This is a genomic window from Brevibacillus sp. HB1.2 (assembly GCF_013332495.1).
Lineage (GTDB): Bacteria > Bacillota > Bacilli > Brevibacillales > Brevibacillaceae > Brevibacillus > Brevibacillus porteri.
The window spans coordinates 184,225-207,637 of sequence record NZ_JABMIU010000008.1 but is presented as its reverse complement, the minus strand read 5'-3'; the positions used below and the strand labels follow the sequence as shown (position 1 = coordinate 207,637).

Sequence of the window (23,413 nt, the reverse complement as noted above, 5' to 3'; positions counted from 1 at the left end):
ATCCACGTTCTGTTAGATCATCCAGTTCCAAATCTAAATATCGTCATCGCCAAAGAAACTGTCTATGTCCACTTCAACTGGTTTGTTAGCTCTCTTCCTAGGCATTGGTGGTCTCGGTACTTCAGCGGGCTTTCTTTTTGTCATTTTTACGATGTTGCTGTAGGTCTGACCGTCTTTTTCAGTGTTCTCGACATATACAGTCACGTTCATGCCTTCCAAACGATCCAAATCTAGTGATTCACCTGGTTCTGGTAGTGCTTCAAGATCGTCTAGTTGTTTGATAAGCTTCCCTTTCATACTCCAAGTATAAGTAGGGGAGACATACAAGGTTTCTACTTCGTCATCTGGAAGTTTGATGTTGATCTTGAAATTGACCGCTGTACGTTTACCATTGGGATGAAAGCTGCTTTCCAGTTCTTTGATCTCGACTGATTCGAGCTGACCATTATATACGCCATCTGGTACGAGAGGGAAGGTAGAAATCGGACGCTCCAGAATACGCTTGTTCGTTGACTTAAACATGTGATATGTCTCCTTTTTTTTGAATTTTTTATTGGTTTCTTTTTTGATGTCCCGAATTTAGCGTCAGTAGCAACAGATGGGGTAGGGGTGGACTCTGTTGTTGCTACTGACTACATTTTAGGGACAGTACAGTGGATAACGGAATATTCGGATATTAATCACTCTGAAATGAGCTAATCAATCTGACTTTAGTAACGAAATATCTGCGTTACAATAAACGTCACGTGATAATTATCAATCTCAAGTCCTTGTAAAACATCTTTAATATTTGGACCGAAATACTCGTTTATCCCATGAATGATATGTCTAACACTTTCAACAGGGAGCCCTTCACCAGCGTAGCATCTGAATTCCAGATAGTTATTGTGAAGTTTGAAAGTATTTGTACAAAACCTGTTTCCAACATGACTTAAAAATTCCATTGGTTTCTGAGTAGGAATATCCGATGGTATTTCCTGGGTTTTTTCTGTGCCGTATTCTAACAACAACTTAACCAAATGATGTTGATCATCATTCGCTGGATGATCAACTGGATGATGTTCATCAAGCTTAGCAGTCGTCAAATCCTGTGAAATGAGTTTGCCTTCTGATGCCATCTTTTCTAAAGTGGCTGTATCCTCTTTTGTGAGCAACCATTTGTTGATGACGGCAATTTTCAATTTTTCCATGTGGTTTCCTCCTTGAAATGAGTGATGCTTGTATTCAGCTGTCAAAGAACAAAAGATGTGATTCTGCGCTGGAACTGAAGTACTTGCTTTATGTCTATTAATTTAACATGTCCATGTGGGATCTTCATTTTGACTACAATGGGGGAAAATAATAACGAGTAGGTAACTCGGAAGCATATGCTCCCGGAAAGGAAAAGCATGTATATCCTACATTGGATTTACGTGGTTTATCTCATTATTTGATGATAATACTGTAGAATTCTCTTTTTTTCTCTGTATATCTATATGACAAAAAAATAACTGATATTATTGAAAAAACCAGAGAGTGAGTTAATCATCGCTCTCTGGTTCATTCGGTTTTTTTTTCTTCCTCTGATGCTTTTCAATTATTTTGATAGCTTTCTCGATTTTACTACTGGGCAGGTTGTTAATAATCAGTTTAACTAATGATTTTTTTGAAGCCATCATTAGCATTTTGTGAGATCTTTCTTCAAACTCCTTTGTAGCTGCATTAGATTTTCGAGTTTGAGAGTTCCTCTCTTTCTTCAGGAAATCAGTAATCTTTTTCAATGTCTCTTCATATTTTTTTGTGCGTTCCACTCGATCGAATGGAAATAATTTAGAGATTGGTTCATTCGAAGTAAGGATTGTTACTAGTATGTCAAATTCCTCTTGATTAGTGCCGATAACTTTCTTAGCTTGCTTCTGGTCCAATATATTGATGGAGCAAAGGTCGTATAGCTGATGGCACTTATCGATCAGCTTTTTAATATTTTTCCCTTTTGAGGTATCAAGAGACCTTGTAATAGCTTCATTCATGGGAGTTTTTCCTTTCGATGGTTAAGGTAATGTGACTTCATTATACTTTTAGATTAGGCACAGCAAAAGGGCGAGCGAACTCGGGTTTTACCAAATTTCGGTTATCACATGCTATTCATTTTATTTTTCTCTGATAGGTATTGATAAACTGCCTAATTACAAGCCAACTGTAGCTGGGAATGTAACAATCCATATTTATTGTGCCATTTTGCCCGACAAGTATCGTCAATCAGCAAAAGAAGGTGGCTTGTAAGGGGAGGGTAGGACGTATTCGGTTGCCAAGTATTCGTTATCTTTGGAAAATGGTTCTCTGAACTCATTAGTTTGACTGATTTCAGGTCACGTAGGGGGGAGGCTATCGTCTTCTGTTATTTCTTCGAATGGAAATTTTTATCGGTTTGATCATCAGATGATAGGAATTCCTACGTTCTCCAGTTGATCCGTAGATATTTTCTTCATTTGAATATGTTCTTTCAAACCTAATAGATCCAGATTACATTTACGTCGTTGAACAGCTAGATCCCCTAATAGTGGTGAAGTCGTCGACGACTCGACATCGACTTTTATCAAAAGGGTTCTCTGTGTGTGAAAGAAAAAAAGGGCAAACCACTGTCCCCCCTGAATCTATCATCGTTGCTTGATCGGCCACAGCAGTGTTGCTTGAAAGTCTTCTTGGTTTAGTCCACGTTCTTTTGTTACTCTGACTATCGCCTGTTTTCTACTCATGCCTTCAAGAACATGCTTCACAAGTATCCAGATTAATTCGTTCAATCGGTACAACTTTGGTAACTCCCCGTGTCACGTATCTGTCCGAAGAAAAAATCTTCTGCGTTTTCATTCTTAATGTACCGGCCTTCCTTTAAACTAACATAGGTACCGTCAGTACCGATGATAATGTGGTCCAAAAAAGTGATACCTAAAAGTTCTCCCGCTTGCTGAAGTGTCTTTGTCACCTGGATGTCCTCTCTGCTTGGCGTAGGGTCACCACTGGGATGATTGTGCGCTACTATGATGGAACTGACGTTTGCTAAGATTGCCGCCTTGAAGGTTTCACGGGGATGAACAATCGAACTATCTAACGATCCAACGGAAACAGTGTGAATCGCAGTTGGTTCATTTTTGGTTGACAAACACAGCAATAGGAACACCTCGCGATCCGTATCTTGTAGAAACTTCTGGAACAGGCCTGCTGCATCCTTGGCCATCCGAATACGGCGTTGAGGGTACAAAAGGCTTGATTCCCTCACCATCTGAATACGTACTATATTGACCCGTTTGGCTGGTTTCTTTCCAGTAGCTAATATCTTGGTTTCGTTCATTTAATCTCCCCTCAATTATCAACAAGGGACTTCCTTGAAGAAGAAGCCCCTTAATCTTTATCGTTTTAGATTATTCTTCGAGAAATCGCTGTATTTCAATGGCTTCTTTCATTTCTCGAATGCGTTTATTCGCCAGTTCGTCCAAAATCACCCGTACTCTATCTATGTTGACCTGAACTTCTCCGCCTTCACACTCGATTTTTCGAATGAACAGTAACCCGTTCATGATATACAGGATACGTCTATCTTCAAGGTAAAGCGGATATCCTCCTTTTAATTCCCGCTTGAACTCCCGAATCAACTCTTCTTTGTTCATCTTCCTTCCCCCGTCATTTGATATATAGCGTCTCTTTCAATCTGTTCTTCCAACCAAGAGATGACTTGCTCATTGTCTTTTATGGCTGCTGATGAAAGATAGAACGCCATGCCATACTCGTTGGAATAGATTACGACTACCTTGAACCAATACTCACCATTGCGCTCCCATTTCTCTATGAACTCTGGCAGGCTTCCTAATAGTCCCCCCATTCTTCGATCCAGTCCCACCATAGACAAGTCACGCAGATTGTCACCTTTCTCCAAGACCAACATGTAACCGTGCATGCCCAACGTGAAATCCTCATCTAAACCATCGAAATCGAAGGCTTCCTTAAGTTCCAAAAATTCTCCTTCCAAAAATGTGATGAAAGTGTCGGTAAACACTTGTGCTTCCCGTAGTAACCGGACATCCTGAATCGTTTTGATGGGCCGCATGGTTGATTGCCTCCTTGAACAGTAAAAGGCACCTTCCCTTTTTATTTCGGGAAGATGCCTCTCTCACTTTTTATTGATATTGTACAATTGTTATTGATTAATACTCAGATTGACCCATGTTAATTTATCAGGGAAAGAAAGAACTCCACCACGGCATACGCAGCTACCAGACAGCCGAGAATCATGGTGAAGAGAACTTGGCCACTTAAATAAGTGATGCTAAAGATACGGTGGATCGTTCGAAAAATGATAAAGGCAATGACAAGTACGACGATGAGTTGGAACATGGGTGTATACCCCTTTCTATTCTTTGGTTATAGATTGTTGGAGTGATAGGAGAGTAGCGAGGATTCGCGATATTCCTCTTGGAGTCAGAAGAGTCGCGTTAACTTAACGAATACTTCACCGTTGCTTACTAATTTTCGATGAAGTCTAAGAATACGTCTAACGCCTGTTCGCTCTCCGTCGTGATAAGTAGGTAATGTACTTCCATTTCTAGTGCTTTTATCTGTTCATGCAAAAAGTGCAGTTTCTTTGCTGCCAGAATCATATAACCTACAGCTTGTTTTTCTGTCACGAATACTTCACTTAATCGACCATCACCCATTAGAGTCAACTTCTCTTTACGGTCAATGGAATGACTGAGCTTTGCCTTCGTCACTGTCCATTTTGACAAGCTCATCAATCCATCTTTTACGTAGCTTGGATTGAAATAAGCCTCCTCGGCAATCAGGGAATCGGTCTTTTCCACTTCCAGAACCATTTCCCTAACTAGATGCTGCCAATGGCCTTCTGCTATTCCGAGATTAGTAGAAGCCATAATGACAAACCCTATCACTTCTTCAAAATCAATTTCGTTACCTGTTAATGGATTTTCTTCAAGTACCTCAATGCTTCGCATTCTTGAACATCCTCCCTTAATGAGTATCACCTTATCTATTCTTCTATTCGTGACTGTCGGATCATAGGAATTACACTTGAATTTAGTAGAATCTTCCTACATTATCTAATGAATGTTATTGATTAGTCAATTAACATTTATAGTGTGTGTTAAACGAAATCCACCTCTTGTACGCTTGAGTGGAGGTGGGTTGAATGGAAGCAAGTACCAAGCAGTTGGCGAAAGCATTAGGAGAACGAATTCGTGTTCTTCGTTTGGACAAGGGATTGAGTCAGGAGCAGCTTGGTGAGCGTTCCGGTCTGCACACCAACTACATTGGTCAGATTGAACGAGGCGAGAAGAACCTGACTATTGAAAGCCTGCAAAAGATCTCCCGAAGCTTGGAGATTCCTTTGGAGCAATTGTTCCACTCTATGGATCCTTTATACGCTCAAACAGAACTTGGAGAAATTGTCGTGATGTTGTCAGAACGCCCAGTTTCTGACCGAGCTCTTATTTTGTCAATTATAAAAGCAGTTTTTGCTTGGGAAGTTGAAAAGCGGAAGTGAGTCTAGGTTTAACTCACTTCCGCTTCTTTTAATCTTTGGAAAAGGTGTAGGGGAGAATAGGCTTTTGGTTAAAAGGTATTTTCTAGAATACTCATTTGATCATTAGTATGTTAGGGAAAAGTTTAACCAAAGATCGTTCAGATAACCTAGGAACGGGTTTCAACGAAATTACGGAAGGTATGCCTAAAATTACTTTCATCAAGTCCCCAAGCTTGTCTCACATCGTCCTGATCAAGAATACGTAAATGTCCAGTGAAAAGGTTTTGCTGCAATTTCCATCCATTACTGAAATCTAGGGTGTTCCAAAACATTTTTCCACCCATTGTTTTAGTCGGCAAATTTGGTAACAACATATCTTCAAATCCTTTCTGATTATATTCACGAATATAATATGGGTTTAAAGGCTCCTTTGTTTCAAAAAGCCCTTACTCGTAAATGAACAAGGGGGAAAGTATAACTGATTAATTGCGTAGTTTGATGTTCATGTTACGTCTTCTAATGCACCTTTCTATTTTTTCCTCGCAAGATGTCTTGAGCAATTGATCAATTAGAGGTGCCAAGAATTGATTTCCTACCAGCACATTCAGATATTGGCTGTTTGGCTTCTTCTTTTCCACAATTCTAGTCATCACTTCTATCAACTCTTCGCAACTTAAGAAGTTTCTTACAAACACCCATGCCTTTGGTGTTATTTCTAATGCTTTAGCAGCGTTTTCCTTCGTTAAATCGAATAAAAATGGTTCGCATGCCCTCTTTTGTCGATCAGAAAAACCGTATTGACGATAAATATCCCTGATGTTTTCAATGAAACTAGTTTCCATGTTAACCTGTAATGCTTTGCTTAGAATTTGTAAATTTTCAGTCATTCACATTCATCCTCTTCAATTGAATTATGGAAGCACTTCTTTCGATAAACACAAAAAAACACTCATTACAAAAATATCCCAAATGATTTTTGAGATGCTTTTGTAATCAGCGTTATTATCCAAACCTAATATATAGGTTTTACCAAATAACTTCGTCCTGCCTTTTGGTTATCCTCAACTAGTAGAGGTTGTCCACTGACTCCGGTGCTGAAGTGTCGTATTCATCTTGTAGCCTATATTACTTCTTTAGGATCAAAATTGCAATTCTTTTATATTCTAAGGTGGGGGACAATGAGAATTTAATCACTTACTTAAATGAGATTCTCAGGAAGCTATTGAATGAAAAAAAGAGGTACCTAATAATGAATAAGCCTCAATCCAGAGGTCGGGACTGACTCCGTAACGTGAGAAAAATCAAAACACCTCAGTTGAATCGACCTCCACGCTTCTGTTTAGAATATGGTTTGCCTTTGGAGTAGGTTCAAAATGTCGAGGGAAGTGTTTTCAGCAGGAGGGAGACTACGTTAGATCGCATTAGACGTCCGGAACGATTATAAGTATAAAATTGCGTTCTATAAGCGAGATTGACGGTTGTATTACCGTTGCCACTTTTGTATTGTAAAGCTGATTATTTTCATTTTGGCCACATTTTTATGGAGGTTATCGATACGTTGATGTATGTTTTCGTACTCTGACCGGGTAATTTTCGTTATGAAAAAGATAAGAGTCAGGGACGTTTTCGCAGATGTCGTGATTTTTGAATATCGTCTCATGCGTAACTTTCTTCTCCAAAGGTCAAGAACCAGAGAATTTTAACTAGGTACTCTCGTCATTCGTTAAGATACTAGATTAAGTAGGTGAGATGGGGAAAGTAAGTGTATATAAATCCGAAAATAAAAAACGTTTTTATTGAAAAATAAATACAATATTGACATAATAAAAGCACGATATTAAAATCTATTGAAGAGGTGGTTTTGACAATGACAATACAATGGTTTTCTCCAAACAAGGCAATACCATCTATTACTATTGCATCTTATGGTATTAGCTTTAATGCTGGTTGTTTGATTTATTTTGAAAATGCATCTAGTGTACTATTGGGTTGCGATACTTCATCAAAAAAACTATATGTAAAGTTTTTGAAAGATGGTGATAGTTCAGGGTTTAGTGTGCCTCAGATTGATGAAAAAACAAAAAACGTCCGGATATCATGTCGTGAATTTATTCAATTCCTACAGTTGAAATTTAAGTTCGATGTCTCGAAATCTTTGAAGTATTATGTTGATATTGTGTCTGAAGATCAGTTTGTTGTTAGTTTGGATGATCCGATTACATCTGAGAAGAAATCAAAAAAAGGGAAGGAAGATTAAAGGAGGTTAATTGGTTATGCAAGAAGCCCTTAAAGAAATATTATCTGCACGAACAGATACGGAAGTATTAAATGTTCTGACTCTTATACAAACAAAGTATTCCTTTAGAACAAAGTGGAGAGCTGTCGGGGATAGGGAAAACAATCTAGCTACAATTAATTTAGGTAGTGATCCAGCAGCAGGCCTTATTGAAAGGGTAACCAATGCGATTGATGCGGTAATCGATCGAAGGTGGTGGGATCTAGGTCAACCAAAAGATGTACTCTCCCCACGTTCTGCAGCTGAGCTTTGGTTTAACATTCCTGGAGGAAAATTATCTAACATTGATAACTTTAAAAAAGATGGGTATAGGGATATTAGTAGGCAGGTAAGCGTTACACTATACGATTCTCTTGATCCTAATAAGCCAACTGTTGATATAAGAGACCTGGGAACAGGTATCAAGGCAGAAGAGTTCTGTCAATCTATTCTTAGTCTAAATGCTAGTCGCAAGTTAAAGAAAATGTTTTTAGCTGGGGCTTTTGGTCAAGGGGGATCCACTGCCTTATCATATTCCAATTACACCATAATAGTATCCCGCTCTATTTTTGATCCTAAAATTATTGCTGCTACAATTGTTCGTTTTAATCCTGGAGATATTAAAACAGATAAGCACGGTCTTTATGAGTATTTAGTCGATAGTAAAACAGAGTATCCGATAACATTTGAAGTAGAACAAGACTACAAAGAATTTGTTTGTGGAACCTTAGTAAGACATGTTTCTATGGATTTGGGTAAATACAAGAGTGTAATGACTGCTCAAACGAGATCGCTCTGGTATTTAGCTCACCATTATTTGTTTGATCCGGTGCTCCCGTTTAGAATTGAAAACAGACGGTCGGGAAGTGAACATGATAATCGCACAGTTGGTGGTAATTCAAGATTGCTTGAAAGAAATGAAAATGTTGAATATCAGAACCGAGCGACATTGAAGTTTAGAAGTGGTAAGGTAACGATAAATTGGTGGTTATTATCAGGTGAAGGGGATAACGCTTCCAATAGAATAAACCAATATACAACTGCTTCAAAGCCGTTCATAATTACATTCAACGGCCAAAAGCAAGGAGAGCTACCGAATACAATAATTAAAAATGAATTGAAATTATCATATCTTGACAAGTATTTGATTGTTCAAATAACTTGTGATGAGTTGGATAACGAATCGCGCAGGCAATTATTTCCAAGTACTCGTGAGTCGTTGAGAGATACATCGATTCTTGATGAATTGAAATCTCTGGTTATTTCAACTTTAGGTGGTGACGAAGAACTACATGATAGGAATAAGACTAGAAAAGAAAAGTACTTGAAAAGAACCGACTCTAAAGCTCTCGAAAATATTAGGAAAAGGCTTGCTAGCAGGGTTAAGATTCATACTAAGGTTGGTGGAGAAGGGGATTCTCCAAGGGTTTCACCGCCTGAATCGAGAAAACCGAAAAACGAACTTCCTCCAATTCCTGTCGCGGAACCTCCAACATTGCTTGAAATATTAAACTTTGCACCTAGAAAGGTATATGCAGGCCGGGGGTTTACAATTCGCTTCAGAACCAATGCTAATCCGGATTACTTTAGCAGTGAAGAGACTTTTAGAACTGTATTACCTTCAAATTTTGGGGAATTTAAAGGTGTTACAAATATTAACAATGGTTATGGTACAGCGTATTTTGAAATCAACGAATCTGTCCAAGTTGGCGAAATTACCGAGTTATCCCTAGAGGTCTCCCCAAAAAATTCAAAGACGCTCTCTGTTTCGATAGCTGTAGAAGTTATACCTTTACCACAACATGCTGGTGTGGAAGGAAATAGTGTTAAAACACCAAATATTTCAATGCAATGGGTAGACTTTGGGGATGAATATTGGATAGACAATCAATGGGATGAAAATTCAGTAGCTCAAGTGGACAGATCAGAAGATTCAATTGATATTTTTGTTTCTAGCGGAAATAAGCATTTAGCGGGTCTGGTTAATAAAATTGTTAGAAAAAGGCAGGAAGGTGTACTTGATACGTTAAAAGATATGTATCTTGAGAACATCTGTTATCATGCTATATTGATGAATTTGGAAGATCAAAAGGAAGATTCCGGTTCTGATGAGTTTTTAGCCGAATATGAACAAATGCGAGAGAAAGAACTCCAACGTGTGGCGGAAACTGTCAGTGAAATGTTGATACAAATGACGCACGCCATTTCAATGGAAGTCGCATCGACTCAATCAGAAGACTAAAAAACTGGCCCCAGTTGTTACTCTGTGTACCAATTGGGGCTTGATTTTATGATGCCAATGTAGACAGTTAATAATCAAAGAAACAAAGAGTTCGACAGCGGAAGTGCGTTGATAACTAATTCTAAGTAAGGTGTTTGTTAGACTTCTTTTTTACCAAATATCTTCTAAGTGGAACACTTTTGAATTGTTTTCGAACCCTTTTACATGATTTTTTTTCAGATCTCTTTTGGAATTCTTTTCGTCCCTTTTCGCCTCTTCTTTGAAAATTATTTTTGCTGGAAATCATGTTATTATTAGGTACCCATAAAGTAGGAAAGAATCGTAGGAGTGACGTTTCAACATAATATGGGTCGATCTCGCAAGTGAACCATCTTCTCTCCAGGTCTTCAGCTGCTTTACCGGTTGAACAACTACCTCCAAAAGGATCAAAGACGACATCACCTGGCTCTGTTAAAAAGTTAATAAAGAATGAAGGCAGTTCTAGAGGGAAACGTGCAGGGTGTTTGTGCCTCTCAAATTTTCTGCACCTTCTTGAATATTCGTCATTAGATGAAGTATTTGAGATAGCTAGTATGTTATGGACTTCCTCGGTGTCGACAAGTTCTTTTCTAAAAGGCCAAGCGTGAATGAAAAGATTTTCTGGAATTGCTCCCTTATTATCTATAGACCACTTATGTCCAACAACATGCTCTGAATCTCTTGGCCCAGCATTATAGCCTCGTTCTAACAGTCTCTCCATACTCTTAGTGTAAGATTTTAGTACTCTCCTATTGTCTGCCTTAGGTCTTTCTGACTTTGAAAACCACCAAACTGGGTTCACAGAATCTTTTACCCTGATTCTTTCGATGTTCACCCATTGTACTGGTGCAGGCATCTTTGCTGGATTAAACCAATAGAACTCTTGAGCAAGATGGAATCCTCTTTTCACCAATTCGATCGCGAGTTCAAAATGGTAAAGTGAACGTACGGGGGCTCCTTTTTTGTAGCTCCCTCCGATATCAACAATTAAGCTTCCTGTTGGTTTTAAGATCCGAAGAAGATCATCAGCAAATTTTTCAATAAACCAATTTACGTACGCCTCTTGTGATTCGTTCCCGTACTTCTTTGGTCTGGATAATGCAAATGGCGGTGAAGTCATAATCAGATCAACGGATTCATCAGGTATTTTCTTTAGTACTTCTAGAGAATCTTCGCATAAAGCATATCCATATTTAGTTTTGAAAGCTGGATTAAACTTGTTTATCAATAAACGCAATTCTCTTTTCATTGTAATTACACCTGCTTATATGTTATTATATCTAGCTAATTATAATTCAATAGATTTGTGAAAGAAACCTACTTTTAATGGGACCAAAGACTACTGTAATGAAATAAGATGTGGTGAGGTACGGGGTGTTTGGTTATTTAACTGAGGGGGAGTTGTTTTGACTAGGGTCAACGGTAAGGGTCTTAATTATACTTGGGGAGTCGGTGCAGAGCATGCCTTATACAGAGATGATGGTAAGTGGTACCATCATTTAAAGAACTTTCCAGGTGCTCTTTTCGATAGAAATGGCTACGTTTTGTTCTCTACAGTTGAAGAGTATAAATCATCTCCATATCTACAGCATGGCCATGATTTACATGTACCTCAAGGTATTTCTGAAATTCCAGATTACATAAAGGTTTTGGGGAACAATGACAAAGATTCGATGACCTTTGATGTAAACAATGTAGTAGTAAGCTTAAAAAGACAAGTAGCTATTCGTGTGAGAAACAGATTGCTGGTAGAGAAAATTAAACAAATTTACGATAACACATGTCAAATATGCGGGTTGAAAATGCGTATCCGTGAAAACAGATATTATTCTGAAGTCCACCATTTGATACCGTTGGGAGAACCGCATTTTGGGCCTGATGTCCTTGAGAATATGATTTGTGTGTGCCCTAATCATCATGTTTTATTAGACTTAGGTGGGATTCCATTGGAAGCTGACTCTATTTTTATTGCTCCACAACATGCCGTTAATTTTGCTTACTTAAAATATCATAATCAAAATATTTTTGGGAAATTATAAAATACAACAAATTGACCTTATGCTTCGGCAGACAAAAATCGAGTCAGTTCATCTCTACCAATTAGGATGCCCTCAATCAAGGGTATCAAATAAAATTTAGCCATAGCGAGATATGCTGAAAAGCCTCGCAAATTACTGTGTTGTTAATGGTAAAAGTCGTTAACATTCTAACTGCATATTTTATGTGCGTCTTGGTGACGAAATTTCGCTGTTTAGATGATACGCTGAACTCCTAGTAATTTGAACTATGCCACCTCTCCAAACATTCGAAGCAACAAGCGTCGGTGTATTGTGGTTTTAAACCGCCACGACCCGCCTCCACCAAATACATATGCGAGATGTCACCTGAAAGGGTGACTTTTTTTGTTTCTGCCGGAGTCTTGTGGGGGGCGTGGAGGTATCAAAGTGTTGGTATAACTGGAGTTATTGAAAGTGTTGATTATGAATAGCGAGACAGTCGCTCATGATGTACATTGACTATCGCAACGGATATGAGAGATGAAACAGCTTTTATCTAATTGGGCTCTATAGCGAAACATAGCACCATAATAGAGATGAAAATATACATAAAAACTTGTTAATGACAAAAACCTATAACCACGCGAGAAATAGACGGGGTATTGCCCGCCTGAATATTTATTCTTTTCCAGTGAATGTTCGTATTCCTCGTCCGATCTTATCTGATTCGATGTGGAGTATGTTTTCTAGAACTACGAAATATCTATACAAGGTAAAGATAAGCTCAAACCCTTCAATAATTCTTTCTTCCAACACATATTTTTTGAAAAACTCTCGCTCTTCTTGAATGGTTTTACTGTTATTTTGCTCTGGTACGTCAGTGTCAAAGGAGTTTGAATATTTCTCTGGAACCTTTACCAATTCTTCAAAGCCCTTTTTAGTAAAAAGTAGATGATCTAATTTTTCAATCCTCGAAAATAATAATTTGACTGATGCAATATTTAATTCGTACTTGTATCTTGAAAACCATCGAGATATTTCCTTATTGTCAGGTGAATTCATGTTTTCAATTTCTTCCGTGAATTGTTCTATTTCAGCTATATCTTTAAACATAAAATATTCTGATTCCCGATAACTCCACCTATACCATAGATGCTCTGTATAGCCTACTTTTGAGGCGTTAGGAAACCTTTTGTACGTCCAGTAGTCAACTAGCATATCGTAACAATCGATCGCATACTCTAAATTTTCCGATCCCTTAAGGATAATCTCAATAGAATAGTGCGAAAGTTTGCGATGTAGTAGAATAACTTCTTCAAGTTTTTTACGATTTGCTTGTGCTACTGAGCGGCGAACAATTCCTTGACGACTTATGAAATACCAGAGAAAAATAATAAGCACAAATACGACGAGAGCTGAAAGTTTTGCTAAATTATCCCAAACAAAATTGCCCCTTTGATTCCATATGTTAATAACAGTATTTTGAATTGTACTGAACATTGAATTGTTGAAAGTGAGCAGGGTCAGAATTCCCGCTAGGATTGAAGCTTTACCTAAAATAAATGAAAACACCATCTTAAACAGATCGAACGGTGTAGGACTAACAACATAATCTATCATCTCTACACGATTTTTGCTTGATCCTCCGAAATAAAAAGCAATTCTCATATGATGGCGAAGTTTGGCGAATCCATATTTGAACCGGATCAATCTTATTAAAAGCCATTTTTTCTTTATCCATAAATGAGAGAACTTGTTGTAAAAAGTTCTTACTTGAATATGAAGGCGATACCAAAGCAAATCCCATACAAACGCAAGTAGTACAATTTCAATCCAATAAATTGATAATAACCCATACCAGCGTATTGACCATTCCCATTGGTGATTCCAATTGTCTATTGATCGCCCAATCTCAAAAAGTGTACAAGATTTATAAAGCCAAAATAAGCCGATTATGATAGCTAGGAAAAAGATCCACTCAATTATTAACGATTTGTTTTTCCATAGAGATCCTACCCTTTTGTTCATTTAAACACTCCTTTTTAAACCTTACCTGGTTCAGATAAACAAAATATAAATATTTTGTCTGTCACTGGATTGCGGCACGGTGAAAAGTGTACAGACTAATTAAATAATTCACGAGCAACATGATAAAGTATACCTATACCCAAGGTTGAATTTGTAACCTGAATTGGGAGTGAAGGCGTGAAAATGTCAAGAATCTAGCTCTATTTCCACTTAACATGCATCAAAAACGATGCTTTTATTAGAATACCATTTGTCATCATGCCGCTAAAGAGTATACATTCTATCAGAATGTATTGGAACACATCATAATAATGTAGTGAATTATTAGATATGGCGAAAGAGATGATGGAGATGACCAAGGGTAATATGCTGACTCAGGCGGCGCAGACAATGTTGGTGCAAGCAAATCAGACACCTGGGTCAGTTCTGCAATTACTCAGATGAGTCAAGAAGAAGTGGTGACTTTTAGCAGAAGCTACTGTGAGATCAGAATAATAATGGTCGATCTGAAAGGTATGGTTCCTTATGACCCATGCCTTTTTTGCGCTCGAAATTGCTATAGAAAAGATTTGATCGTCCCTCAATTGTTACAAGATAGGTATTAATAGAGACGGAATTCGCCAAATTGATTACATGTTTGTCAGGTTTTCGGTAAAATTGTACTAATGGGCTCGCTACTTATAGATCATCCTTATGAGTGGATGGTAAGCAGTTCCACAATCAGGAGGACTTTCATGGCTAGAACCTACTATGCGGAAGAGCGGCAAATTGTATTTCTGTTCCGAGGGTTATTCGTTATGCTGGCTGTACTATTATTCTTTTATGTTGCACCCGGATTACACTGGGGTTTCTTCTTCCTGTTTATCGGTGCAGGCGTGCTTCTAGCAGAGATAATGGGAACCATATGGACACGTTACAAAAGACAAGTAAATCGGACAAACAAGTCGGCTGTGATTAAGAAGATAAAGGGTTCATCGGATACAGTAACACCACAGAAACAACGTAGAACCAGAGCAAAACTAACAGATGACGAAATTATGAGTGCTGATATAGAAACGCTGTCTGGTACAGAATTCGAGCGATTGATGGAGTTCTATTATCACGATCAAGGGTACTCTGTGGAACGTATCGGTGGCTCAGGCGATCATGAAGTCGATCTGATTCTGAAAGGAAAAGAAGGGTATAAAATTGCAGTTCAGTGCAAGCGCTGGAAACGAAGCGTTGGTAACGATATTGTGCTTAGACTCAAAGCAGGTAAACAAGTACATGGTTGTTATGATGCCTGGATTATCACAACCAGTCATTTTACCAAGGCGGCCCAAGAAGCAGCAGAACGGCTTAATATACGATTGATCAACGGAGTAACCGTCCACGATATGATAACCCGATGGAGAAAGCAGCAAGTGAAATTAAGAAGATAATCATGTGAGGGGAGGACATACGGGAAGTGGTAGTTAGAAGACATAAACAATATATTGAGCGTTGTATTAGGAGCTTACGTAATAAAATTGAAAAAGGGAACCTACTCTCATTGTTATAACCAATGAGACGCTACCACTTCATCGCCCTTATGACCTTGTACAATTTTTACTACATATTTGTTTTAGAATTATAAACAGTTGGGGGGATTGAAGGAAATTGTCTTTGAATCTATACGTACTTAATCAAGATATAGAGTCCACATATAATAAAGTAAGAGCAAAATACATATTCAATAAAGTAAGCTATAGAGAAGGTATACTAAAATTTGACGATATACTTCATAGCATGCTAATTTATCAACTGAAGGATTACGTTGAACAAGAGATAGCTACCTCAACATGTTATTATTTGGCTCTTAGAGATGTTGGAACAAGTCATGAGACGTTGTGTTTTCACGCTGAACATGCGATTGTTAGAATTTGCTCTTTCTGGGAGCACCTATTTCAGATATTGAATACCTACCTTGACTTGAAAATGGTTCCAGCAAAAAGATTGGCGGGTATAGGTGGCGAGAAGTGGGAATTAACAAATTTTTTAAATTTCAAAAAATTAAAATGGAAGTTTTATCAGCTAAATCCACTTATTAAGAAACAGATCCAGCCAAAAACTTCATATCTGAGTCGGTATAATGTTATTAAATTGTTTAAAAAAATGTATGTAAATGATAATCATTTAAGGCCACTAATCATAATGTCAAACTCTGATCTTTGGACTAAGTTAAGGGACATCAGAAATGATATCGTACATTATAAGTTTTTAAGGCAACGTGGGGCTGTTAACCTTGTAAGAGAGGATTTAACGGGAATATTATTTGAGCCAAAGGATAAAACTGTCGATCATGTATTAATTGCTGATTTGTTGTCAAAGGGATTGGAGGAAATTTATTCTGCTATTGAAATATCTTATAAAATCATTAGACAAGATTTAGTGCCGCCACGAAAGAGTACAGGACGCACAGATTTTGCAATGGTTAAAGTTATTTGCAATTGTAGTAGTAATCTTATTTTAATTCCAAAAGACCTCGTTGAATTAGAGAATAAACTTGGGGATAATCCGTATCGAGCTGTTTTTTGTCCTACCTGTTTCTCAGATAAGATTACAATTACAGCAGAAGAGTATAAAGTTAGCGAAGATACTTTTAAGCAGACAATGGGTCATTATATTGTTACTTTATGGCCGAACTATATGGAAAAGAAAACGAAGGAGCTAGAGGTTTAATAAAAAGCAGCTTATTCAAGTTACATAATCAGAAAGATAACCAGTGAGGCGCTGCCATTCCATCGCCCATGTGGCATGACTAGCGCTCAACTTTAGTGGGATACACCGGGGGCTTCCGCCTGAAGCCAAAGGAAGAAGATCAATCAGGCTAGGTAACGGGTCAGCGCGTCACTCCGCGAATCCGGTACCGAAATATAAAAGAGTGACTGCGCTCGGAGATGCTCATGTATCGCCGTTTTACTCCTGCGGGGCGCTAAGGTCAGACGGGGGGCGAATCCCCCCGCCTCCACCAAATACATAAAAGAAGCCACCTGATGAGGGTAGGTTTTTTGCGTTTATGAGGGGAGGGAACTGCTCTCTATATTGCGATTGGGAAGAGTGATATAACAAGCGTTTTAGAAATTCAGCCCAAGTATACTGGACTAAACCTAATGTTATAGGAGTCGCTAGGCAAACTGGGGTGAGAGACTTTTGGCAATTTTGAGGTGTGTCAATGAAGAAGAACGACGATAATCTGTAGTCCAGGTTGACAGTAAACATATAGCAATGACAGATGAAGAGAAAAAACACCCGCTCTCACGAGTAGGTGTCATTGTCATTATGCATGTTTACTCTAACTACCACTATCCTCTATAAGTAAGGATATAAAAGTCTGATGTAGCGGTTGTAATGACCCAGCCTGGTGGAATTGGGGTAATTTTTGCGGTTTGTACGGTCGTTCCATAGCTTGCTCCTCCCACATACTGCCATACAAAGAAATCCGAAGTTGCTTGTGTGATTACCCAATTTGCTGGAATTCGAGTGAACTTTGCGGTCTGTACGGTCTGTCCAAAGCTTGCCCCTCCTACATACTTCAGTTGATAAAAATCTGAAGTTGCTAGAGTAATCACCCAGTTTTCTGGAACTTGGGTTATTTTTGCGGTCTGAATTGTATATCCGAAGCTTGCTCCTCCTACATACGTCCATACAAAGAAATCACTTGTTGCAACAGTGATCACCCAGTCTTTTGGAATGGGGGTCGTTCTAGCAGTCTGTACTGTCTGACCCAACTTTGCTCCACCTACATATTGGATGACGTAGTAGTCACTCATTACTGTTGTAATGACCCAATCTGGAGGAATCGGAGTTGATTTTGAAATTTGTCTTGTAGCTCCAAAATTAACACTAGTTACTCTTGATACTTTACGAGAGTCGGTTGAATGATTTTGAAGTAACGTTTCCTGAGAAGATGTTGTGAGTTCAGTAGCCTTGGTAGGAATGGATAGAGACATGGTAACTACTAGTAGACCTAAAGCAGAAACCATACTTTTTTTAAGCATGAACAGAACACCCTTTCATAAGAAATATTTTCTGTTAGGATTCGCTTTTGTTTTATTAAGCTCCTTCAATCATTTGGTTTTATTTCAAAATATTTCCATAAAATGTTATAGACTTAATGGTGGCTTAACGATCTCCTTCCTAGACATAGAGCCTACCCCTATGGTATGGATTACCTTTTTCGTGATCGCTTCAAAATTTCTTCCAATAAACTTCGCGCCTACATCACCGTAGTGGTAGAACTCCATGGCGGCAACTATGATTTGGTAGAAAAAGCACTTTGTAAGGTTGATTCAATCGAGCATCGCCACTAAAAAACAAACGCAATCTACATCGGAACTCTTACTTCTAGGTTACTTTCCTCGTTCGTTTTTTGATTCGGTGAGGGAAAGCTGTGTCTCACGAAACCGATCTACAAGAAGGACTGTCCCGATTCAACGATCGAGACAGTCCTTCTTTGCGCTACCACTCCATCGTGCATATGGGTGACTAAGCAAGCCTATTTCTTCAATATAGCCCATTCGACAACAACAAAATTAAGAATGAGACCAGCCCAAATGTTTACATTCAATACCTCTCCAATGACGGTTTCCATACCATGCGGAAGAGAAAAACCATGAAAAATATAGTATAGAAGGAGTAGTATTGGCACCAATAGACGCGCGCTTATGGCAACTAATGTCATTCCAAAACTGCGAATCATCCACTTTCGGTGTTCCTCAAATTCCCTGTTGATTGCGGTAAGATACCCTTTCCAGCATGTGAAAAGCCAAACGAAAGATAAGACAAGGAAGCTTGTTGCCTTCATGAAATTTTCTGCATACAAGATACTCGCTAAAGAGAGGAGTCCGCTAATAAACACACTGTACACATAAATCCTCCCAAGAAAACGATGTATCCTTGGGTTCTTTAGACGAATTCGGTCGACAAACTGAAAGAAACCAGTGAGAAGAGCAATGAAAGCAGCAACGATATGAGCAACTAATAAAGGATAGTGAATAGTGCCGGGAATAATCGTTATTCGACTGTTTGCAGGATCTAATGTTAAATAGGGAAATAGAAATGGAACGATAACCACTAGAGATACAAGAAATAATACCCACCAAATTTTAGGGAGTTTCATGCCTTCTTCCCCCCTAAATTATGAGTATTTTTTACGGTGGAGAGAGATCCCCAGAAGAGAAACAAGGAAATAACAGGGTGAAGCGCAGAGAGGATTCCTAAGTTAGGGGAATAAATAACGGTAAGGAACTGCGCAACGGTCATAAGGTATAATCCGAAACAAATCCAACGAAGATGTACGGGCAGCTTTCCAAGGAAAGAGAGAACCAACATGCCGACTGGAATCCATGCAAAATAGTGAGCCAGGGTTCTATGCAGTTCCCAATGTTCTCCGTTGACGAACAGTCCAAGACCTGCCAGTGATACCTGAACAATAATGAAAGCAAAAAACACCCATGCGAGGACAATAAACATGTACCTCCATATTTTCACACGAGGAGGGGGAAGGGGAATCATCTCATTTATCTCAAGCATGTAAAAACCTCTCCCATCTGAATAATTTGTCTTACCCCCATCCTAAACGCGAGTTCAAAACAAACCCTAAACTATTTCTAAAAAAAGGATAAAATCTGAACCTCATAACGAATTATGTACACATGCATAAAAAAACAAAGACCAACATAGTAAATATCGCCGGTCTTTGACTCATGTTCAGCTATTAATTGGGCTCTAACACAAAGTAATACGGTTTGGAGAGAAGATTGTGCAAATGATCGCGTACTTCCACGTTTGGCAATCGGTTTAATGATTCGCTAATTTCTCGGTTTATGTCGGCGTACTGGATTTCATACTGCTCTTCCAGGCCCACTTTTTGTTTCTCCTCGTGAATTACCTTCGCTAAACGCTTCGCTATCCCAAATAGCTCTTGATTGGTCTCGCCATAACCAGGTTCATTAGCGTTTGCCAAATATCCGCGCATCTCTGCCAATCGAGACAGGGTATCGCGCCAGTTCCATACTTGAATATTTTTTTCTCTTGTTTGAGAGCATATCTCAACAAAAGGATTTTTCGATAACAAATCTTCTAATGTACTCCATGAATCTGGTCGCAGAGATTCTTCGAGTTTTTGCAGGCAGTACGCATCAGGAGAGAGTAACTCTACCACTTCACGAAACGCTGGAATCGAGTTTCGTTGATAGCTTTTGATTCCCCACAAGCTATGTACCTGCAATGCCGTAGCAAATGACTTGCAGTGAGTATCGAGTTCTTGTAATTGTTCCTCATCTAGCTTATGACTAGCAAGAATCCTCGCTTTTACCTCATTATCAGGGATGTTTTCATTCGCTTCGCCTAATTGCATGTTTCTTTTGATGTACGTTCGAACCGTGTCTTTTGGTATCGATCTATCCTCTAAAGCACCGAGAATTCCAAATCGATAAGAGATGAACTCCTCGAATCCTTTACTACTTCCGAATCCATCATCAATGGCATGCAAATCTGGTTGCACTTCCATCATTTCAGCGAGCACCTGCTCCTCAAGTCCATAAATGCATGCTTCGATATGTGTCCAGTAGCTTCTGCATTCATCTTCGCTCCCCAGTACACGTTGGTAGACGTCATGGAAGAAGAGGATATGAGCAATTTCGTGGAAGTAGTTTTGAAAAGGAAACTTGATGTGACTTCCTTCCAAATACGATCCTGCATTTTGATAGATCCGTCCATGTTCTGGTCGGAATAATGTTGGTAGCGTCGAATGTAGATCTAAGTATAATCCAATCCCTTCATTGTAACTATGTGCCCAAACAGCTAAATAGGTTGGGCTTAACAACAAAGCGATGGAGTGATTGGTAATTTGAACGGGCAAATTGAAATAGCCGCCGTTTATTTGAGACTGCAAGCTTAACCAGGTCATCCCAACTGCTAGAGCCTGATATAAAGGAAATTCACCATCCGCTGCTGCTTCTCTACAAAAACGTTGAAATTGACGTATATCGCTTACAATTCCATGGTTGTTAAAACCGTAGTTACCCTCGAATTGCTCAAGTCCCTCAATAAAATCCTCTGGTGATACCGTTAAAAATACGTTAATTCCATCCACCCATAGATCGGAACCGATCTCTGATTCTAGCCATGCGTCTGCGTCCTCGGCAAGCTCTCTCAACTGATGATATCTTTCCAACAAATGCGCTTGATTCATAAACTGCACCATCCTGTCATGTTTGCTTACTGCCTGGAAAGTGAGAACTTTATGCAAAAAATTCAAGAGCACACGAGGTGCTCTTGAACAATTGATTACATTCTACATGCAATTGTTAAAATTGGAAGAGGAAGCAATTTCATTTCTTGAACGTTTTGATTATTAGAAAGTTGTGCTTTCACTACCTTTTTCATCGGCAATCCCGTCCTTCCTAGTTTTTATAATTTTATGGAAATCACGAATGCTTTTTGATTCTCTTACAAGCACACATCAACAACTACACGCCATTTCAGCGCTTTCATTTCTTGCACTTGTTTGTTCTTGTTTACTGCTACTTTTACGACCTTCTTCATGAGTTTACATCTCCTTTCCATAGAGGTAGAATTATATGACCTTTCTATCAACAAAAGGCTTAATTGTAATTATAAGGAAAATTGACAATTCATTTCAAGTTAAGAAAAATAAATATTTTCTGAAATATATAAATTTGGTTAATGGCGGCTTATTCCAGGGAAGGTACTTCCTGCTGCGACAATAGGGGTGCTTGTAGTAAACTGTATCAGGGGTGTAAGCTTGATTTCCGGCAACTTGGAGTAACTGAGCTTATAGCGATTGGAGTGTCTTTCTCTTGCAAGCGGAGCGGTACTTTGAGTTATGTATGTTTGAAAAGAATGTTTATTTAGAGTATAGTATCAGAATGAATAAATGAGGGTTGGGTAAGCAACCATCTGAATGAACATTTATGAATGAGAGATAGAGAACAATTAGGAGGATTTTTGTGTCACAGAAAGCGCCATTTTCTTTTGTAGTTACGATAGGATTCATGTTATTTGCTTTGTTTTTTGGAGCGGGTAATTTAATTTTTCCGCCCATGCTTGGCCAATTAGCAGGAACAAATGTATGGATAGCCAATGCAGGTTTTTTAGTTACAGGGGTCGGGTTACCTTTGTTAGCGATCACAGCCTTTGTTTATTCGGGAAAAGACGACTTGCGCTCTTTAGCCAGTCGCGTGCATCCCGTATTCGGAATGGTATTCACGATTGTTCTATATCTAGCAATCGGTCCGTTTTTTGCGATACCGAGATCAGGCAATGTATCGTTTGATATTGGGGTAAAGCCTTTCCTATCAGAACAGGCAGGTCCGGCACCGCTGATTCTATTTACCATCCTGTTTTTCGCAATTGCCTGCTTCTTATCGCTCAATCCTATGAAAATTATCCATGTAGTCGGAAAAATCTTAACTCCAATTAAATTAACGTTTATTGGAATTATTGCAGTAACGGCTATTATTTATCCAATTGGAGCCCTTCAAGCCCCGCAAGCAGATTACACATCCCATGTATTTTTCAAGGGTTTTCAAGAAGGGTATTTAACATTGGATGCGCTTGTAGCTTTTGTTTTTGGAATGATCATCGTGAATGCGATTAAAGAAAAGGGAGTTACTGCCAAAAAACAAGTATTGGCTGCGTGCGCAAAAGCAACAATGATAGCCGGTTTACTTCTCGCACTTTTCTATACCGCACTTTCCTTTATGGGTGCCTCTAGTGTAGAAAAGTTGGGCCACTTAGAAAATGGCGCTGAAGTTTTGGCGAAAGTTTCGAATTACTACTTTGGTTCTTATGGTGCCATTTTATTGGGATTAATGATTACAGTGGCATGTTTGACTACTAGTGTAGGACTTATTACAGCCTGCTCTTCCTTTTTTCATGCATGGTTTCCGAAGATCTCTTACAAAAAATTCGCGGTTATTTTGTCTGTTTTCAGTACACTCGTTGCCAATATTGGATTAACGCAACTCATTAAGGTCTCCGTTCCGATCTTAATGACCATGTATCCGATTGCGATCTCGTTACTCTTCTTGACGTTTCTGCACAAAGCATTCAATGGCAGACCAGAAGTGTATCAAGGAAGTTTACTTTTCACTTTTCTGATTAGTCTGTTTGATGGCTTAAAGGCTGCTGGACTCGAAAACAGTGTTGTCTATCATTATTTTACTCAGTACCTACCACTGTATGACGTAGGTTTGGGCTGGTTGCTGCCTTCTTTTATAGGCGGGGTATGCGGATACATGATCAGTGTATTCCGGAAGAATACGTATCACGTTCAAAAACAAAAAGAGGCATGAAAA

The 23,413-nt window shown here is 38.8% G+C and carries 25 protein-coding genes; 8 read left to right on the top strand and 17 right to left on the bottom strand.

Annotation, left to right across the window (positions count from 1 at the left end; genetic code table 11):
• Positions 1-33: 33 nt before the first annotated feature.
• From HPY28_RS19230 to HPY28_RS19190, 9 genes are all read right to left on the bottom strand, one after another.
• A complete protein-coding gene (locus tag HPY28_RS19230; protein WP_174231205.1) occupies positions 34-522 on the bottom strand; it encodes a hypothetical protein in 489 nt (162 codons plus the stop codon).
• A 188-nt stretch (positions 523-710) separates the two neighbouring features.
• A complete protein-coding gene (locus HPY28_RS19225) occupies positions 711-1,190 on the bottom strand; it encodes a hypothetical protein (protein WP_174231204.1) in 480 nt (159 codons plus the stop codon).
• Positions 1,191-1,520: 330 nt separating this feature from the next.
• A complete protein-coding gene (locus HPY28_RS19220; RefSeq protein WP_174231203.1) occupies positions 1,521-2,009 on the bottom strand; it encodes a hypothetical protein in 489 nt (162 codons plus the stop codon).
• 627 nt (positions 2,010-2,636) lie between these two features.
• Positions 2,637-2,789: a hypothetical protein gene (locus tag HPY28_RS19215; RefSeq protein WP_174231202.1), complete on the bottom strand. Its 153-nt coding sequence runs from the start codon at positions 2,787-2,789 to the stop codon at positions 2,637-2,639.
• On the bottom strand, positions 2,777-3,328 hold the full coding sequence (locus tag HPY28_RS19210; RefSeq protein ID WP_174231201.1) for a JAB domain-containing protein: 552 nt from the start codon (positions 3,326-3,328) through the stop codon (positions 2,777-2,779). The genes HPY28_RS19215 and HPY28_RS19210 overlap by 13 nt, the downstream gene beginning before the upstream one ends.
• A 70-nt stretch (positions 3,329-3,398) precedes the next feature.
• Positions 3,399-3,644, bottom strand: a complete 246-nt coding sequence (locus HPY28_RS19205) for a hypothetical protein (protein WP_174231200.1) — start codon at positions 3,642-3,644, stop codon at positions 3,399-3,401.
• Positions 3,641-4,081 carry a hypothetical protein gene (locus HPY28_RS19200; protein WP_174231199.1) on the bottom strand — a complete coding sequence of 147 codons (441 nt, stop codon included), beginning with the start codon at positions 4,079-4,081 and terminating at the stop codon, positions 3,641-3,643. Before HPY28_RS19200 ends, HPY28_RS19205 begins: the two co-directional genes overlap by 4 nt.
• A gap of 119 nt (positions 4,082-4,200) precedes the next feature.
• Positions 4,201-4,368: a hypothetical protein gene (locus tag HPY28_RS19195; RefSeq protein ID WP_174231198.1), complete on the bottom strand. Its 168-nt coding sequence runs from the start codon at positions 4,366-4,368 to the stop codon at positions 4,201-4,203.
• Positions 4,369-4,496: 128 nt separating this feature from the next.
• Positions 4,497-4,982: a hypothetical protein gene (locus HPY28_RS19190; RefSeq protein ID WP_174231197.1), complete on the bottom strand. Its 486-nt coding sequence runs from the start codon at positions 4,980-4,982 to the stop codon at positions 4,497-4,499.
• A gap of 194 nt (positions 4,983-5,176) precedes the next feature.
• Between HPY28_RS19190 and HPY28_RS19185 the strand changes: the two genes are divergently transcribed.
• The gene (locus HPY28_RS19185; protein ID WP_174231196.1) at positions 5,177-5,530 is read left to right on the top strand and encodes a helix-turn-helix domain-containing protein; all 354 of its coding nucleotides are present in this window, start codon (positions 5,177-5,179) and stop codon (positions 5,528-5,530) included.
• A 146-nt stretch (positions 5,531-5,676) separates the two neighbouring features.
• Here HPY28_RS19185 and HPY28_RS19180 read toward each other — a convergent pair whose 3' ends face one another.
• Both HPY28_RS19180 and HPY28_RS19175 read right to left on the bottom strand, forming a co-directional pair.
• Positions 5,677-5,883, bottom strand: coding sequence for a hypothetical protein (locus HPY28_RS19180; RefSeq protein ID WP_174231195.1), 207 nt, complete (start codon positions 5,881-5,883; stop codon positions 5,677-5,679).
• A gap of 108 nt (positions 5,884-5,991) precedes the next feature.
• The gene (locus HPY28_RS19175) at positions 5,992-6,396 is read right to left on the bottom strand and encodes a hypothetical protein (protein WP_174231194.1); all 405 of its coding nucleotides are present in this window, start codon (positions 6,394-6,396) and stop codon (positions 5,992-5,994) included.
• Positions 6,397-7,376: 980 nt separating this feature from the next.
• On the opposite strand from HPY28_RS19175, the gene HPY28_RS19170 reads away from it, so the two are divergent.
• Together HPY28_RS19170 and HPY28_RS19165 are read left to right on the top strand one after the other, a co-directional pair.
• Positions 7,377-7,766, top strand: a complete 390-nt coding sequence (locus tag HPY28_RS19170) for a hypothetical protein (RefSeq protein ID WP_174231193.1) — start codon at positions 7,377-7,379, stop codon at positions 7,764-7,766.
• A 16-nt stretch (positions 7,767-7,782) separates the two neighbouring features.
• Complete coding sequence (locus tag HPY28_RS19165; RefSeq protein WP_174231192.1) at positions 7,783-10,026, top strand: hypothetical protein; 2,244 nt, start codon at positions 7,783-7,785, stop codon at positions 10,024-10,026.
• Between the two features lie 121 nt (positions 10,027-10,147).
• On the opposite strand, the gene HPY28_RS19160 is transcribed toward HPY28_RS19165, so the two are convergent.
• Positions 10,148-11,293 (bottom strand): DNA-methyltransferase, encoded by a 1,146-nt coding sequence (locus tag HPY28_RS19160; protein ID WP_174231191.1) that lies wholly within the window; start codon positions 11,291-11,293, stop codon positions 10,148-10,150.
• A 157-nt stretch (positions 11,294-11,450) separates the two neighbouring features.
• Between HPY28_RS19160 and HPY28_RS19155 the strand changes: the two genes are divergently transcribed.
• Complete coding sequence (locus tag HPY28_RS19155; protein WP_174231190.1) at positions 11,451-12,083, top strand: HNH endonuclease; 633 nt, start codon at positions 11,451-11,453, stop codon at positions 12,081-12,083.
• 636 nt (positions 12,084-12,719) lie between these two features.
• On the opposite strand, the gene HPY28_RS19150 is transcribed toward HPY28_RS19155, so the two are convergent.
• On the bottom strand, positions 12,720-14,069 hold the full coding sequence (locus HPY28_RS19150) for a hypothetical protein (RefSeq protein WP_174231189.1): 1,350 nt from the start codon (positions 14,067-14,069) through the stop codon (positions 12,720-12,722).
• Between the two features lie 330 nt (positions 14,070-14,399).
• Between HPY28_RS19150 and HPY28_RS19145 the strand changes: the two genes are divergently transcribed.
• The 3 genes from HPY28_RS19145 (at position 14,400) to HPY28_RS19135 (ending at position 16,769) form a co-directional block, all read left to right on the top strand.
• Positions 14,400-14,513, top strand: coding sequence for a flagellin (locus HPY28_RS19145; RefSeq protein ID WP_371813511.1), 114 nt, complete (start codon positions 14,400-14,402; stop codon positions 14,511-14,513).
• 290 nt (positions 14,514-14,803) lie between these two features.
• Complete coding sequence (locus HPY28_RS19140; RefSeq protein WP_174231188.1) at positions 14,804-15,490, top strand: restriction endonuclease; 687 nt, start codon at positions 14,804-14,806, stop codon at positions 15,488-15,490.
• A gap of 217 nt (positions 15,491-15,707) precedes the next feature.
• Positions 15,708-16,769 carry a hypothetical protein gene (locus HPY28_RS19135; RefSeq protein ID WP_174231187.1) on the top strand — a complete coding sequence of 354 codons (1,062 nt, stop codon included), beginning with the start codon at positions 15,708-15,710 and terminating at the stop codon, positions 16,767-16,769.
• Positions 16,770-17,392: 623 nt separating this feature from the next.
• On the opposite strand, the gene HPY28_RS19130 is transcribed toward HPY28_RS19135, so the two are convergent.
• The 4 genes from HPY28_RS19130 to HPY28_RS19115 all read right to left on the bottom strand — a co-directional run bounded on the left by HPY28_RS19130 (position 17,393) and on the right by HPY28_RS19115 (position 21,285).
• Complete coding sequence (locus HPY28_RS19130; protein ID WP_174231186.1) at positions 17,393-18,088, bottom strand: hypothetical protein; 696 nt, start codon at positions 18,086-18,088, stop codon at positions 17,393-17,395.
• A 497-nt stretch (positions 18,089-18,585) separates the two neighbouring features.
• Entirely contained in the window at positions 18,586-19,209 is a 624-nt protein-coding gene (locus HPY28_RS19125; RefSeq protein ID WP_174231185.1) for a DUF2306 domain-containing protein, read from the bottom strand.
• A complete protein-coding gene (locus tag HPY28_RS19120; RefSeq protein ID WP_174231184.1) occupies positions 19,206-19,622 on the bottom strand; it encodes a DUF6220 domain-containing protein in 417 nt (138 codons plus the stop codon). The genes HPY28_RS19125 and HPY28_RS19120 overlap by 4 nt, the downstream gene beginning before the upstream one ends.
• 184 nt (positions 19,623-19,806) lie before the next feature.
• A complete protein-coding gene (locus HPY28_RS19115; protein ID WP_254613158.1) occupies positions 19,807-21,285 on the bottom strand; it encodes a hypothetical protein in 1,479 nt (492 codons plus the stop codon).
• A gap of 778 nt (positions 21,286-22,063) precedes the next feature.
• Between HPY28_RS19115 and brnQ the strand changes: the two genes are divergently transcribed.
• Positions 22,064-23,410, top strand: a complete 1,347-nt coding sequence (brnQ, locus tag HPY28_RS19110; protein ID WP_174231182.1) for a branched-chain amino acid transport system II carrier protein — start codon at positions 22,064-22,066, stop codon at positions 23,408-23,410.
• The last annotated feature ends 3 nt before the right edge of the window (positions 23,411-23,413 follow it).